The organism is Pseudomonas sp. FP453, assembly GCF_030687495.1.
GTDB lineage: Bacteria > Pseudomonadota > Gammaproteobacteria > Pseudomonadales > Pseudomonadaceae > Aquipseudomonas.
Window position 1 is genome coordinate 5,307,312 of record NZ_CP117435.1, and the last position, 14,024, is coordinate 5,321,335.

Sequence of the window (14,024 nt, forward strand, 5' to 3'; positions counted from 1 at the left end):
TTGTGGCTCTTGGGGAACTTGTCTTCTTGCGAAATTCTTGGGCAATCTCGGGAATCGGCCCGAGCCTCGTCCAGGGTAAAACGTGTATCCAGATAAAACTTGAGGCTGGGAGCCTGCCATGGGCCAGCGGGAATCCCACTGACACACGGCAGACAACCAACCTCTAGCGCAATCGCTTATTAGCGACGCAGACCCAGGCGACCGATCAGAGCCTGATAACGACCCAGATCCTTGCCTTTCAGGTAGTCCAGCAGCTTACGACGCTGGTTTACCATGCGGATCAGACCACGACGGGAGTGGTGGTCTTTACCGTTGGCCTTGAAGTGACCTTGCAGCTTGTTGATGTTGTGGGTCAGCAGTGCAACTTGCACTTCTGGCGAACCAGTGTCACCAACAGCTTGCTGATAGTCAGCAACGATTTGTGCTTTTTCTTGAACGTCGAGAGCCATGAGGCAATCCTTTTTTCAGGAAACCGCCCAAAGGGCAGTCTCAACAGGCCAGGGACAAATCCCTGTATCTAAAAATGAGTGTTGACCGTGCCTGTTAACAGCCACACTCGTTCGGTCATTCTGACCGAATCAGTCGACGCGGCGCGATGCGCCCGTCTTCGCTCACTTCACCGATACCGATAAAGCGACCGTTATGATCTTGTACCCGCACCATGCCGAACTTCGGCGCGTCCGGGGCACGTACCGGCTGGCCGTTGAGCCAGTAGAACGCGCTGTGCTCCGAGAAGTGCAGCAATGGCCAATCCAGCAAACCGCTGTCCGATGGCATCAGGAAGCGATCAACTGCTTCATTGCCGCCTTCGGCATGCACCGCTTCCAACTCTTCCAGCGTGACCGTCTGGGCCAGGGTGAAAGGGCCGGCCTGGGTGCGTCGCAGTTCTGCAACGTACGCGCCGCAACCGAGCTTTTCACCAATATCTTCCACCAGGGTACGGATATAGGTGCCTTTGCTGCAGTCCACGGCCAGGCGCGCAGTGTCACCTTCACAGGCGAGCAATTCCAAGCGCGCAATAGTAACAGAACGCGGTTCGCGCTCCACTACTTCGCCCGCACGTGCCAGCTTGTAAAGAGGCTGCCCATCACGCTTGAGCGCCGAGTACATGGGCGGTATCTGACTGATTTGCCCACGAAAACCGGGTAAAGCCGCTTCAATATCCGCACGACCAACGGTCACGTCGCGAACCTGCAAAACATCACCTTCGGCATCGGCCGTGGTGGTGGTCTTGCCCAGTTGCATCAGGGTTTCGTAACCCTTGTCGGAATCGAGCAGGTATTGCGAGAACTTGGTGGCCTCGCCAAAGCACAACGGCAACACACCGGTGGCCAGGGGATCGAGGCTGCCGGTGTGCCCGGCCTTCTCGGCATTGAGCAGCCAGCGAACCTTCTGCAAGGCGGCATTGGAGGTAAAGCCAATGGGCTTGTCGAGCAGAATGATGCCGCTGACGTTGCGACGGATACGTTTGACCTGAGCCACCACTTACTCCTTGGCGTCTTCAGGTGTGGACGGGTGCTGGCTGTCTTCAGCCACGGCGCGCTCGATCAGTGCCGACAGGTGCGCACCACGCACGACACTTTCGTCGTAGTGGAAGTGCAACTGGGGAACACTGCGCAGCTTCATTTCACGGGCCAACTGCATGCGCAGGAAGCCTGCGGCCGAGTTGAGCACCTTGATGCTTTGCGCGATTTCTTCGCTGTTGTCCTGCCCCATCACGGTGATGAAGATCTTGGCGTGACCAACGTCACGGCTCACTTCAACGGCGGTGATGGTCACCAGGCCAACGCGCGGGTCTTTGACTTCACGACGGATCAGTTGGGCCAGCTCGCGCTGCATCTGATCTCCGATACGCTGGGTACGGCTGTATTCTTTTGCCATGTCTTGTTACCTGTTACTGCCACACGGTGAAACCCGTGGGGTCTGAAAGCGGCAAACGCCCGGCCTGACAAAAGCCAGACCGGGCGTTGCGTTTAGAGTCCGTACGCTGCACGGGGCATTTGCATGCCCACACGCTGCGTGGCTCCGGAAGTGCGCGAGTTAGAGGCTGCGAGCAACCTGAACCTTCTCGAAGACTTCGATCTTGTCGCCAACCTTGACGTCGTTGTAGCTCTTGACGCCGATACCGCATTCCATGCCGGCACGTACTTCGGAAGCGTCATCCTTGAAGCGGCGCAGGGATTCCAGCTCGCCTTCGAAGATAACGATGTCTTCACGCAGTACACGGATTGGACGGTTACGGTACACGGTGCCTTCGACAACCATGCAACCGGCGATCGCGCCGAATTTCGGCGAGCGGAACACATCACGCACTTCGGCGATACCCAGGATGTTCTCCCGGACGTCGCTGCCAAGCATGCCGGTAAGGGCTTTCTTGACGTCTTCGATAATGTCGTAGATGACGTTGTAGTAACGCATGTCCAGGCCTTCCTGCTCGACGATCTTGCGAGCGCCAGCATCGGCACGCACGTTGAAGCCGAACAGTACAGCGTTGGAAGCCAGTGCCAGGTTGGCGTCGGACTCGGTGATACCACCGACACCGCCACCGACAACGCGCACTTGCACTTCGTCGTTACCCAGGCCGTTCAAGGCGCCGTTCAACGCTTCGAGGGAACCACGTACGTCAGATTTGAGGACGATATTAAGCGTCTTCTTCTCTTCCTGGCCCATGTTCTCGAAGATGTTTTCCAGCTTGCCGGCGTGAGCACGGGCCAGCTTGACTTCGCGGAACTTGCCTTGACGGAACAGAGCCACTTCACGGGCTTTCTTCTCGTCGGCCACTACGCTCATCTCGTCGCCAGCGTCCGGCGTACCGTCCAGGCCGAGGATCTCGACCGGGATAGCAGGACCTGCTTCCTTGATTGGCTTGCCGTTCTCGTCGAGCATGGCACGTACACGGCCGTAGTTCGAACCGACCAGGACCATGTCGCCTTGGCGCAGGGTACCGTCTTGAACCAGTACGGTCGCAACCGGGCCACGGCCCTTGTCGAGACGGGACTCAACCACGACACCACGACCAGGGGCCGATGGGGTAGCGGTCAGTTCCAGGACTTCGGCTTGCAGCAGAACGGCTTCGAGCAGTTCGTCAACGCCGGTACCCATCTTCGCGGAGACCGATACGAATGGCGTCTCGCCGCCCCACTCTTCGGACGTCACGCCGTGAACCGACAGTTCGCTACGGATGCGATCGAGATCAGCGCCCGGCTTGTCGATTTTGTTCACGGCAACGACCAGTGGAACACCGGCAGCCTTGGCGTGCTGGACAGCTTCAATGGTCTGCGGCATTACGCCGTCGTCCGCTGCAACGACCAGGATCACGATGTCGGTCGCCTTGGCACCACGGGCACGCATTGCGGTAAACGCAGCGTGACCAGGGGTGTCGAGGAAGGTGACCATGCCGCGCTCGGTTTCTACGTGGTACGCACCGATGTGCTGGGTGATACCGCCGGCTTCGCCAGCAGCAACCTTGGCACGACGGATGTAGTCGAGCAGGGAAGTCTTACCGTGGTCAACGTGGCCCATTACGGTCACGACCGGCGCACGGGAAACTGCCTCACCTTCAAACTTCAGGGACTCGGCCAGGGAATCTTCCAGGGCGGTGTCGCTGACCAGGGTCACTTTGTGGCCCAGCTCTTCAGCAACCAGTTGGGCAGTTTCCTGATCCAGTACCTGGTTGATGGTGGCCGGAGTGCCCAGCTTGAACATGAACTTGATGATTTCAGCTGCCTTGACCGACATCTGCTGGGCAAGATCGCCAACAGTGATGGTCTCGCCGATCTTCACTTCACGCACGACAGGGCCGGTTGGGCTCTGGAAACCGTGGGCGTTGCGTTTTTTCAGCTTGGCCTTGCCGCGACCACCACGACGGAAGCCATCGCTTTCTTCGTCGGTAGTACGTGGGGCAACGCGTGGAGCAGGCGCTTTCTCTTTGACCGAAGCACGATGCGGAGCGTTTTTGCGCTCGCCATCGCCACCGCCGCTACGACGATTGTTATCGTCGGCACGTGGTTTGTCCGGGCGACGAGGTTCGTCACGCTTGCGAGCGTCGGCTGCAGGAGCAGGTGCAGCGGCAACCGGAGCGGCCTCACGCACAGCTTCAACAGGCGCAGCGACCGCTTCAGTACCAGCAGTTTGCGCAGCAGCAGGCTGGCGACGCGCTTCTTCTTCGGCGCGACGCTTGGACTCTTCTTCAGCCTTCTGACGAGCAGCATTTTCTACTGCGCGACGTTCTTCCAGTTCGCGCTTGCGCTCGGCTTCGATTTCTTCCGGGCTGCGTTGTACGAAGACTTTCTTCTTGCGTACTTCAACGCTGATGCTCTTGCTACCAGCAACACGCAGGGTGCTGGTGGTTTTGCGCTGCAATGTAATCTTGCGCGGTTCTTCCACTTTCGCCTTGTGGCTGCTCTTCAAGTGAGTCAGCAAAGACTGCTTCTCACTATCGCTCACACCTTCATCGGCGGCGGTGTGCGGCAGACCTGCCTCACGCATCTGCTGCAACAGGCGCTCTACCGGTGTTTTGACCTCATCGGCCAGTTGTTTCACCGTGACTTGCGTCATGCACTTCTCTCCTCAGGCCGCGCCTAGTTACTCGAACCAATGGGCTCGGGCGGCCATGATCAACTTGCCGGCACGATCATCGTCAATGCCGTCGATGTCGAGCAGATCGTCAATAGACTGCTCGGCCAGGTCTTCGCGGGTAATTACGCCGCGCACCGCCAGTTCCATCGCCAAATCCTTGTCCATACCCTCAAGCGAGAGCAGGTCTTCGGCCGGATGGGCGTCTGCCAGCTTTTCCTCAGTAGCGATGGCTTTAGTCAACAAACGATCCTTGGCCCGAGCGCGAAGCTCGTTGACGGTGTCTTCGTCAAAGCCGTCGATGTTGAGCATTTCTTCCAACGGTACGTAGGCAATCTCTTCCAGACTGGTGAAGCCTTCATCTACCAGCACCTGCGCCAGGTCTTCGTCGACTTCCAGCTCGTCGATGAAGTTGCGCAGGATGTCACCGGTTTCAGCTTGCTGCTTAGCCTGGATGTCCGATTCGGTCATCACGTTCAGGGTCCAGCCAGTCAGTTGGCTGGCCAGACGCACGTTCTGACCACCACGACCAATGGCCTGAGCCAGATTGTCTGCGCCAACGGCGATGTCCATTGCATGGGCATCTTCGTCAACGATAATTGCCGCCACTTCAGCCGGCGACATGGCGTTGATCACGAACTGCGCCGGGTTGTCGTCCCACAGGACGATGTCCACACGCTCACCGCCCAATTCGCCCGACACTGCCTGGACGCGCGAACCGCGCATACCAATGCAAGCGCCTTGCGGGTCGATGCGTTTGTCCTTGGAACGGACCGCGATCTTGGCACGCGAACCCGGGTCGCGGGACGCAGCCATGACTTCGATCAGGCCTTCGGCGATTTCCGGCACTTCGATACGGAACAGCTCGATCAGCATTTCCGGCGCGGTACGCGACAGGATCAACTGAGGGCCGCGGTTCTCGGTGCGGATTTCCTTGAGCAGCGCACGCAGACGCACGCCAACACGGAAGGTTTCGCGAGAGATGATGTCTTCACGGGCCAGCAACGCTTCGGCGTTGTTGCCCAGGTCGACGATCACGTTGTCGCGGGTCACTTTTTTCACGGTGCCGGAGATGATTTCACCCAGGCGCTCGCGATAAGCGTCAACGACTTGCGCGCGCTCAGCTTCGCGGACTTTTTGCACGATGACTTGCTTGGCAGTCTGTGCAGCAATGCGGCCGAACTCGATGGACTCGATCTTTTCTTCGACAACATCACCGACCTTGGCGCCAGGGTGCGTTTGCGCAACCTTGCTTGGCCAGGTTTCGATGGCCGGATCATCAAGATCGTCCTCTTCGACAACCGTCCAGCGACGGAAAGTCTCGTAGGCACCGGTGTGGCGGTTGATTTCCACACGCAGATCAACTTCGTCTTCAAAACGCTTTTTGGTAGCAGTGGCCAGGGCCAGCTCCAACGCTTCAAAAATCACGCTTGCCGGTACACCCTTTTCGTTGGATACCGACTCAACAACCAGCAGTACTTCTTTGCTCATCGTACGCCTCGCCTTTCGCAAGCCATTGGATCCGCGGGATCCGCGTCTCAGTCAAAACTGGGAATAATGTTGGCCTTGTCGATCATATCGATCGGCAACAGGAACTCATGGTCGTCTACCTGCACCACGACATCCTGTTCTTCTACACCGCGTAGAAGGCCCTGAAAATTGCGTCGCCCTTCAAAAGGGGAGCGCAGCTTGATCTTCACTTGGTCACCGGCATATTTGGCAAACTGCTCGATAGTGAACAGTGGGCGTTCCATGCCTGGCGAGGAAACTTCGAGGGTGTATTCAACGGAGATTGGATCTTCAACATCCAGGACACCGCTGATCTGACGGCTGACAATGGCGCAATCGTCCACCAGCACACCGCCCTCTTTATCGATATAAACGCGCAACATTGAGTGGCGACCTTGAGCCGAAAACTCAATACCCCAGCATTCATAGCCTAGGGCCACGACCACCGGGGCCAGCAAGGCCTGCAACTCTTCTAGCTTGCTCGACACCTGAACCCCCTCGTGCATGTATGTGCATGCTGTGCAAAATAAAAAAATGGGCGAAACGCCCATCCTTGAAACGCCGTCGAACAGCGGCGTTGAAAGTGTCCAGCTAACAAAAAGCCCCTTAAAAGGGGCTCCGCTAAAACTGGTTGCGGGGGCCGGATTTGAACCGACGACCTTCGGGTTATGAGCCCGACGAGCTACCAGACTGCTCCACCCCGCGACAAAGCTGGGGCGGAAGTATACGACCGATCCCTTGCAGGGTCAATGTAACCTTCCACCTACAAGAAAGCCCGCAACAGCGGGCTCTCCTGATAATTGGTACCGAGAAGGGGACTCGAACCCCTACACCCTATGGGCACAACCACCTCAAGGTTGCGTGTCTACCAATTCCACCACCTCGGCAATACAGCGTTTACAACCCTTCTTACTTCTGCTCTTGAGCTTGAGGTACGTCAGTCGCTGGAGTAGCCGACTTTTGCTCTTGAAGCACCGGGACATCGTCAGAAGCCGGTTTTGCTTTTGGTACTTCCAGCACCGCTGGGTTTGGCAAGCCTACTTGAGTCAGCACATGAGCTTTCTCTTTAGCAAAGTAACCTAACCCTAAGCTGGTTATGAAAAAACCTGCGGCAAGTATAGCAGTAAACTTACTAAGAAAGGTAGAGGAACCTTGGCTTCCGAACACAGTATTTGAAGCACCTGCACCGAAAGACGCACCAGCATCCGCACCTTTACCCTGTTGCAACAAAACCAGGGCAACTACGCCCAGGGCAGCCAACAGATGAAAAACGACTACGACTGTTTCCAGCATTTTTTCAGTTTCCCGCGGCGCGACAGATCGCACCGAACTCATCTGCATTCAGGGAAGCTCCACCAATGAGCCCCCCATCGATATCCGGCATGCCGAACAGTTCGACCGCATTGGCCGCCTTCACGCTGCCGCCGTATAGAAGCCGCACACCTTGTGCGACCTCAGAATTCTCTGCCGCCAACTGCGCGCGGATGGCTGCGTGCACATCCTGCGCCTGTTGCGGTGTAGCAGTCAGCCCGGTACCAATGGCCCAGACCGGCTCGTAAGCAATTACTGCCTTTGCAAACGCACCAACACCCAGCTCCTCGATGATGCTGCCCAGCTGACGCGAGACAACTTCAAGAGTCTTGCCCGATTCGCGCTCCGCCAAGGTTTCCCCTACGCACAACACTGGAATCAAGCCACAAGCCTGTGCCGCTGCGAACTTGCGGTTGAGTGTTCCATCACGCTCGCCCATCATCTGACGACGCTCGGAGTGCCCAACGAGCACATAGGAACAACCCACATCAACCAGCTGACTCGGCGAAATCTCACCCGTCAACGCACCTTGCATCGCTTCCACTGCAGAGTTCTGCGCGCCGACCTGAATCGACTTGCCTTTCAAGCCATCAACCACTTGGGCGATATGCAAGCAAGGCGGAAATACAGCGATATCAACACCGCTAGGCAAGGCCAAGTGACGAAGGCCATTTACCAGCTCAGCGACACTGGCGCGGGTACCGTGCATCTTCCAGTTACCAGCTACCATAGTGCGACGCATGCTGTACCTCGTCGGTCAAAGTGGGCGCAGATGTTACCCAACCACATCATCACTGGCAAGCCGAATTCAGGCGCAAACTTCACTTACCAGTTTTGCCAGGCTTTCAGCGTGCTCGCGAACCTGTGTTTCATCGTCACCTTCGACCATGACACGCACCAGAGGCTCTGTGCCGGACTTGCGCAACAACACGCGCCCACGCCCCGCCATTGCTAGCGTTACGCGCTCGCACGCCTCTTTGACAGCCGGGTGCTCGATCGGGTTTTCGCCACCCGCGAAGCGCACATTGAGGAGCACCTGCGGACACTTGCGCAGCGCCTGACGCGCCTGGGCAAGACTCTCTTCACGGCGGCGCAACGACAGCAACACCTGCAGCGCAGCAATAATCGCGTCGCCTGTGGTGGTGTGCTGGAAGCAGACCACATGCCCGGAGTTCTCGCCGCCGACCTGCCAGTTACGCTCCAGCAACTCGGCAATCACATAACGGTCACCCACGTTGGCGCGAACGAAAGGTATGCCGAGATCAGCCAAGGCCAGCTCCAGCCCCAGATTACTCATTAACGTGCCGACTACACCGCCTTGCAGCTTGTCACGCTCATGCAAATCACGCGCAATGATGAACAACAGATCATCGCCATCGACCACGGCCCCCGTGTGATCGACCATCAGCACGCGATCGCCATCACCATCAAAGGCAATACCGAGGTCGGCATGTTTGGCGAGTACGGCGGCCTGCAACTGCTCCATATGAGTGGAGCCGCAGTTTTCGTTGATGTTCAAACCATCCGGCTGAGCCGACAACACGGTGACATCCGCGCCCAACTCCTTGAAGACACTCGGGGCTACCTTGTAGGTCGCACCATGCGCGCAATCGACGACGATTTTCAGCCCGGCAAAATTGGTGCTGGTCGGCACGCTGCTCTTGCAGAACTCAATGTAGCGGCCCGAGGCGTCGTTGATGCGCGACACCTTGCCCAATTTGCTGGACTCGACCACGGTCATCGGCGCATCCAGCAACTCTTCGATCATCAGTTCGATTTCATCAGGCAACTTGGTGCCCTGACCGGAGAAGAACTTGATGCCGTTGTCATCATGGGGATTGTGCGAAGCACTGATCACGATACCGGCTTCAGCGTGAAAGGTACGCGTCAGGTAGGCGATCGCAGGCGTCGGCATCGGCCCCAGCAACATCACATCAGCACCGGCGGCAGATAAACCCGCCTCCAGCGCAGACTCAAACATATAACCCGAAATCCGGGTGTCCTTGCCCACCAGGATGCGGCACGCGCCCATACTGCGGAACGCCATGCCTGCCGCCCAACCCAGTTTGAGCATGAAATCAGGGGTAATCGGGAACTCGCCGACCCGACCACGGATACCGTCGGTACCAAAGTATTTTTTAGTCATAAGTGCTCCATCATTCTTATTCGGCGGATTCTACAGCGGCCAGCATGCGCACCACATCGACCGTCTCGGCGACGTCATGTACGCGCAAGATGCGCGCGCCCTTGGTCACGGCAAGCGCCGCAAGCGCCAGGCCACCATACAACCGCTCACCCACTGGACGATTCAAGGCCAGCCCTATCATGCTCTTGCGCGAAACCCCTACCAACAGCGGGCGACCAAGGGCATGGAGGGATTCGATGTGCTTAAACAGACTCAGATTATGTTGCAGGGTCTTGGCAAAACCAAACCCGGGGTCAAGGATGATCTTCTCGGCGGCGATCCCTGCACTGGCGCACTGGGCGATCCTTTCAGCCAGGAAACCACTCACCTCGCCAACCAGGTCGTCGTAATGCGGGTTGTCCTGCATATCCCCAGGCTCCCCCAGCATATGCATCAGGCACACCGGCAAACCGGTGGCTGCCGCCGCATCCAGGGCACCATCACGCCGCAATGAGCGTACATCGTTGATCAGCCCAGCCCCAAGGCGCGCAGTTTCACGCATCACCGCCGGGGTGGACGTATCAACCGAGATAATCACATCCAGTTCACGGGCGATGCGCTCAACAATCGGCGCAACCCGCTCCAGCTCCTCCAAAGGAGAAACCACACGCGCACCGGGACGAGTGGACTCACCACCCACATCAATCAACGTAGCCCCAGCCGCCACCATCGCCTCGGCATGGCGCAAGGCAGCATCAAGCTGACTGAAGCGGCCACCGTCGGAAAAGGAGTCGGGGGTTACATTAAGAATACCCATCACGTGCGTATGGGCCAAATCAAGAACCCGATTGCCGCAAGGCAACCGGGTGGAGGACAACACAGAAGTCATTTCAAACCTTAAAGGTCAGCCGCAGGGCCGCCGATCGGGGTTTCCGGGCGTTCATTCTGAGCCACTGGCGGGGTACCCGAAGTACCCGAGCCACCTTCCCAATCGCGTGGTTCACGCGGGGCGCGACCCGCCATGATGTCGTCGATCTGGTCGGCATCGATGGTTTCATACTTCATCAGCGCGTCAGCCATCGCATCCAGCTTGTCGCGATTGTCGGTCAGGATCTGCTTGGCCGTGCCGTAGCATTGGTCAATGATGCTGCGCACCTCGGAGTCGATCAGCTTGGCTGTCTCGCCGGAGAAGCTTGCGCTTTGACCACCGCCGCCACGACCCAGGAACACTTCGCCTTCTTCCTCGGCATACATCAACGGACCGAGTTTTTCCGACAGACCCCACTTGGTCACCATGTTTCGTGCAATCTGGCTGGCACGCATGATGTCGTTGGAAGCACCGGTGGTCACACCGTCGAAGCCCAAGGTCATTTCTTCAGCGATACGGCCACCGTACAGCGAACAGATCTGACTGATCAGTGCACGCTTGGAGAGGCTGTAGCGATCCTCTTCCGGCAGGAACATGGTGACACCCAATGCCCGGCCGCGAGGAATGATCGACACCTTGTAGACCGGATCATGCTCAGGCACAACGCGCCCCACAATGGCGTGACCGGCTTCGTGGTAAGCGGTGTTCTGCTTCTCTTTCTCGGACATGACCATGGATTTGCGCTCAGCGCCCATCATGATCTTGTCTTTCGCCAGTTCGAATTCCTTCATTTCCACGATGCGCTTGCCAGTACGGGCGGCAAACAGCGAGGCCTCGTTCACCAGGTTGGCCAGGTCGGCACCGGAGAAGCCTGGAGTACCTCGGGCAATCACGGCCGGAGCCACGTCGTCGCCCATTGGCACTTTGCGCATATGCACTTTGAGGATCTGCTCGCGACCACGGATGTCCGGCAAACCAACCACCACCTGGCGGTCGAAACGGCCTGGACGCAGCAATGCAGGGTCCAATACGTCTGGACGGTTGGTCGCAGCGATGACGATGATGCCGTCATTCATCTCGAAACCGTCCATCTCGACCAGCAACTGGTTGAGGGTCTGTTCACGTTCATCGTGACCGCCACCCATGCCCGCGCCACGATGGCGACCAACGGCGTCGATCTCATCGATGAAGATGATGCAAGGCGCGTGCTTCTTGGCCTGTTCGAACATGTCGCGAACACGGCTGGCACCCACACCGACGAACATCTCGACGAAGTCAGAACCGGAAATGGTAAAGAAAGGCACCTTGGCTTCGCCGGCAATCGCCTTGGCCAGCAAGGTTTTACCGGTACCCGGCGGGCCCACCATCAGCACGCCGCGAGGAATACGGCCACCCAGGCGCTGGAACTTGCCCGGATCGCGCAGGAACTCGACCAGCTCACCCACTTCTTCCTTGGCTTCATCGCAACCTGCGACGTCAGCCAGGGTGGTCTTCACCTGGTCTTCGGAAAGCAGGCGCGCCTTGCTCTTGCCAAAGCTCATCGGCCCGCCCTTGCCTCCCGCACCACCTTGCATCTGGCGCATGAAGAACATGAACACGGCGATAATCACCAGGATCGGGAAGCTGGCTACCAGGAGCTGCGTCCAGATGCTCTGCTGCTCTGGCTGCTTGCCTTCGACAACCACGTGGTTGTCCACCAGATCGCCAATCAGGCCGTTGTCCGGGATATTCGGGCGAATGGTCTTGAAGCTATCGCCATCGCTGCGCTTGCCGTTGATCACAAAGCCATCAATCGCTACACGCTCGACCTTGCCATCCTTGACCTGCTGGATGAAGTCGGAATAGTTGAGGGTCTGCGGCTCGTTAGGGCTGGAGAAGTTGTTCATCACCGTCACCAGGACAGCTGCGATGATCAACCACAGGATCAGATTCTTTGCCATATCGTTCAATTAACTACCCTCTGAAGCAAGCTCCGCTACTGGCGCGCGCTTCGCATGATATTCACCGGCCTAACTTACTACATTACCTACAACACTGGCAGGCGCCGTCTGTAACCCTTTGTGAAACTTTGACTACACAATATTCGTAAAGCTTCGTGACGAAAGCGACATAAAAAAACCTATCGCCTTCCTCGGCTTTCTTAAAAACGCTCTTCGCTCGTCGCACCTTCGACGCCACGGAAGCCGCGGCACAGCAGGTATTGTTCCCTGGAGCGGTCTCGGGAAGAGTCTGGCTTACGCGTCTGCACCTTATCGAACAACTTGCGTATGTTCTTGTGGTACTCGTCGAAACCTTCACCCTGGAAGACTTTCACCAGGAAATCGCCACCAGGGCGCAATACCCGACCCGCCAAATCCAGCGCCAGCTCGCAAAGGAACATTGCACGCGGCATATCGACGGCCGGTAATCCACTCATATTGGGGGCCATGTCGGAAATCACAAGGTCTACCTGCGAATTTCCCACCGCCTCGAGGATTTCGGCGAGCACCGTGTCCTGGGTGAAGTCTCCATGGACAAAGGTCACGTCCGGGATGCTGTCCATCTCAAGGATGTCGGAAGCGATAAGGCGACCCTGCCCACCAATCAGACGACTGGTCACCTGGGACCAGCCACCAGGGGCGGCACCAAGGTCGATAACGCTCATGCCTGGACGAATCAACTTGTCCTTGTCCTGGATCTCCAGCAGCTTGTAGCTGGCGCGGGAACGGTAGCCGTCCTTCTGCGCCTTTTTGACGTAAGGGTCGTTGAAATGCTCTTGCAGCCACTTAAGGCTAGTTTTGGAACGGGCCACGGGCCACCTCGAAAATAAAACGGGTCGTGATTAACTGGGCGGTCCCGGACTCGCTCGGGTAAACTGGCCGCCGCTTTTTACAAGATCAGACGCAGGGGTCAGATTATGCCGCTCACTCAAGAGCAGAAGAAACAGTACAAATCCATTGGCCACCATCTGAAACCAGTTCTGATTGTGGCAGACAACGGTTTGACTGAAGGTGTGTTAGCCGAACTTGAACGCGCATTGGGCGATCACGAACTGATCAAGATCAAGGTCAACATCCTTGACCGCGAAGCGCGCCTGGCCGCCATTGCAGAACTGTGCAAGGTGGGCAAAGCGGACCTGGTTCAGGTCATCGGCAAGATGGCGCTGCTGTATCGCAAGAATTTCAGCGTCAACAAGCAACTGTCGAACGTTCATCGCTTCAAATGATTCAAAGGGTCACGGGCGTGCTTCGCGCGCCCTGCCACTCCATCCCGGCGCCGGCTGTACTACCAGCACCAAGCCAGAGAACCCCAATACAAGATAGCTGAACAACTGCCAGCGCAACGCTTCCGGCAGCCACACATGCACGATGCAGAACATTGCACACGCATACAGCGCCATCAACAGCAGTTGGCCGCGAATATCCCGCCACAAACTCCCCCAGCCTTCGGCCTTGACCAGCACCAGCGCCTGGAGTATCACGCACGCCGCCGCAAAACCCACCAGCAGTGCACTCAGTAATCCGCCGATCTCATCGATCAGCAACGGTGCCAGGCCAATCAGGCCCAGCGCCGGCAAAACACCAATGTGCAACAACCACAGGCCGCCCACCCAGAGCATCTGGGAGAGCTGCCAAAGCATGGCGCCCGCACGAAGCG

14 protein-coding genes and 2 tRNA genes are annotated in these 14,024 nt (G+C 57.7%); 1 reads left to right on the top strand and 15 read right to left on the bottom strand.

Going from position 1 to position 14,024, the window contains the following annotated elements; genetic code table 11:
• Window positions 1–179: 179 nt before the first annotated feature.
• From rpsO to rlmE, 14 genes are all read right to left on the bottom strand, one after another.
• A complete protein-coding gene (gene rpsO / locus PSH87_RS24135; protein ID WP_003176135.1) occupies window positions 180–449 on the bottom strand; it encodes a 30S ribosomal protein S15 in 270 nt (89 codons plus the stop codon).
• A 115-nt stretch (window positions 450–564) separates the two neighbouring features.
• Window positions 565–1,482, bottom strand: a complete 918-nt coding sequence (gene truB, locus PSH87_RS24140) for a tRNA pseudouridine(55) synthase TruB (RefSeq protein WP_026136642.1) — start codon at window positions 1,480–1,482, stop codon at window positions 565–567.
• A 3-nt stretch (window positions 1,483–1,485) separates the two neighbouring features.
• Window positions 1,486–1,881: a 30S ribosome-binding factor RbfA gene (gene rbfA, locus PSH87_RS24145; RefSeq protein WP_003176137.1), complete on the bottom strand. Its 396-nt coding sequence runs from the start codon at window positions 1,879–1,881 to the stop codon at window positions 1,486–1,488.
• A gap of 159 nt (window positions 1,882–2,040) precedes the next feature.
• On the bottom strand, window positions 2,041–4,557 hold the full coding sequence (gene infB, locus PSH87_RS24150; RefSeq protein WP_017735552.1) for a translation initiation factor IF-2: 2,517 nt from the start codon (window positions 4,555–4,557) through the stop codon (window positions 2,041–2,043).
• A gap of 27 nt (window positions 4,558–4,584) precedes the next feature.
• Window positions 4,585–6,066 (bottom strand): transcription termination factor NusA, encoded by a 1,482-nt coding sequence (nusA, locus tag PSH87_RS24155; protein WP_017735551.1) that lies wholly within the window; start codon window positions 6,064–6,066, stop codon window positions 4,585–4,587.
• A 47-nt stretch (window positions 6,067–6,113) separates the two neighbouring features.
• On the bottom strand, window positions 6,114–6,572 hold the full coding sequence (gene rimP / locus PSH87_RS24160; protein ID WP_032864760.1) for a ribosome maturation factor RimP: 459 nt from the start codon (window positions 6,570–6,572) through the stop codon (window positions 6,114–6,116).
• Between the two features lie 140 nt (window positions 6,573–6,712).
• A tRNA-Met gene (locus PSH87_RS24165) sits at window positions 6,713–6,789 on the bottom strand.
• 96 nt (window positions 6,790–6,885) lie between these two features.
• Window positions 6,886–6,971 (bottom strand) — tRNA-Leu (locus tag PSH87_RS24170).
• 22 nt (window positions 6,972–6,993) lie between these two features.
• Window positions 6,994–7,377, bottom strand: a complete 384-nt coding sequence (secG, locus tag PSH87_RS24175) for a preprotein translocase subunit SecG (protein ID WP_026136641.1) — start codon at window positions 7,375–7,377, stop codon at window positions 6,994–6,996.
• 4 nt (window positions 7,378–7,381) lie between these two features.
• Window positions 7,382–8,137 (bottom strand): triose-phosphate isomerase, encoded by a 756-nt coding sequence (gene tpiA / locus PSH87_RS24180; protein WP_026136640.1) that lies wholly within the window; start codon window positions 8,135–8,137, stop codon window positions 7,382–7,384.
• A 66-nt stretch (window positions 8,138–8,203) separates the two neighbouring features.
• The gene (glmM, locus tag PSH87_RS24185) at window positions 8,204–9,541 is read right to left on the bottom strand and encodes a phosphoglucosamine mutase (RefSeq protein WP_017735548.1); all 1,338 of its coding nucleotides are present in this window, start codon (window positions 9,539–9,541) and stop codon (window positions 8,204–8,206) included.
• 16 nt (window positions 9,542–9,557) lie between these two features.
• Window positions 9,558–10,409, bottom strand: coding sequence for a dihydropteroate synthase (gene folP, locus PSH87_RS24190; protein WP_305431398.1), 852 nt, complete (start codon window positions 10,407–10,409; stop codon window positions 9,558–9,560).
• Between the two features lie 8 nt (window positions 10,410–10,417).
• The gene (gene ftsH, locus PSH87_RS24195; RefSeq protein ID WP_017735546.1) at window positions 10,418–12,328 is read right to left on the bottom strand and encodes an ATP-dependent zinc metalloprotease FtsH; all 1,911 of its coding nucleotides are present in this window, start codon (window positions 12,326–12,328) and stop codon (window positions 10,418–10,420) included.
• Window positions 12,329–12,528: 200 nt separating this feature from the next.
• Window positions 12,529–13,179 (bottom strand): 23S rRNA (uridine(2552)-2'-O)-methyltransferase RlmE, encoded by a 651-nt coding sequence (rlmE, locus tag PSH87_RS24200; RefSeq protein ID WP_017735545.1) that lies wholly within the window; start codon window positions 13,177–13,179, stop codon window positions 12,529–12,531.
• Window positions 13,180–13,284: 105 nt separating this feature from the next.
• On the opposite strand from rlmE, the gene PSH87_RS24205 reads away from it, so the two are divergent.
• Complete coding sequence (locus PSH87_RS24205; protein WP_017139256.1) at window positions 13,285–13,593, top strand: YhbY family RNA-binding protein; 309 nt, start codon at window positions 13,285–13,287, stop codon at window positions 13,591–13,593.
• 9 nt (window positions 13,594–13,602) lie between these two features.
• Here PSH87_RS24205 and PSH87_RS24210 read toward each other — a convergent pair whose 3' ends face one another.
• The gene (locus tag PSH87_RS24210; protein ID WP_305431399.1) at window positions 13,603–14,007 is read right to left on the bottom strand and encodes an MFS transporter; all 405 of its coding nucleotides are present in this window, start codon (window positions 14,005–14,007) and stop codon (window positions 13,603–13,605) included.
• Window positions 14,008–14,024 lie beyond the last annotated feature (17 nt).

Bases quoted from the DNA above. Each gene is read 5' to 3' on its own strand.
- rpsO (WP_003176135.1), bottom strand. From the start codon at position 449: ATGGCTCTCGACGTTCAAGAAAAAGCACAAATCGTTGCTGACTATCAG.
- rbfA (WP_003176137.1), bottom strand. From the start codon at position 1,881: ATGGCAAAAGAATACAGCCGTACCCAGCGTATCGGAGATCAGATGCAG.
- infB (WP_017735552.1), bottom strand. From the start codon at position 4,557: ATGACGCAAGTCACGGTGAAACAACTGGCCGATGAGGTCAAAACACCG.
- nusA (WP_017735551.1), bottom strand. From the start codon at position 6,066: ATGAGCAAAGAAGTACTGCTGGTTGTTGAGTCGGTATCCAACGAAAAG.
- secG (WP_026136641.1), bottom strand. From the start codon at position 7,377: ATGCTGGAAACAGTCGTAGTCGTTTTTCATCTGTTGGCTGCCCTGGGC.
- tpiA (WP_026136640.1), bottom strand. From the start codon at position 8,137: ATGCGTCGCACTATGGTAGCTGGTAACTGGAAGATGCACGGTACCCGC.
- glmM (WP_017735548.1), bottom strand. From the start codon at position 9,541: ATGACTAAAAAATACTTTGGTACCGACGGTATCCGTGGTCGGGTCGGC.
- folP (WP_305431398.1), bottom strand. From the start codon at position 10,409: ATGACTTCTGTGTTGTCCTCCACCCGGTTGCCTTGCGGCAATCGGGTT.
- ftsH (WP_017735546.1), bottom strand. From the start codon at position 12,328: ATGGCAAAGAATCTGATCCTGTGGTTGATCATCGCAGCTGTCCTGGTG.
- PSH87_RS24205 (WP_017139256.1), top strand. From the start codon at position 13,285: ATGCCGCTCACTCAAGAGCAGAAGAAACAGTACAAATCCATTGGCCAC.
- PSH87_RS24210 (WP_305431399.1), bottom strand. From the start codon at position 14,007: ATGCTTTGGCAGCTCTCCCAGATGCTCTGGGTGGGCGGCCTGTGGTTG.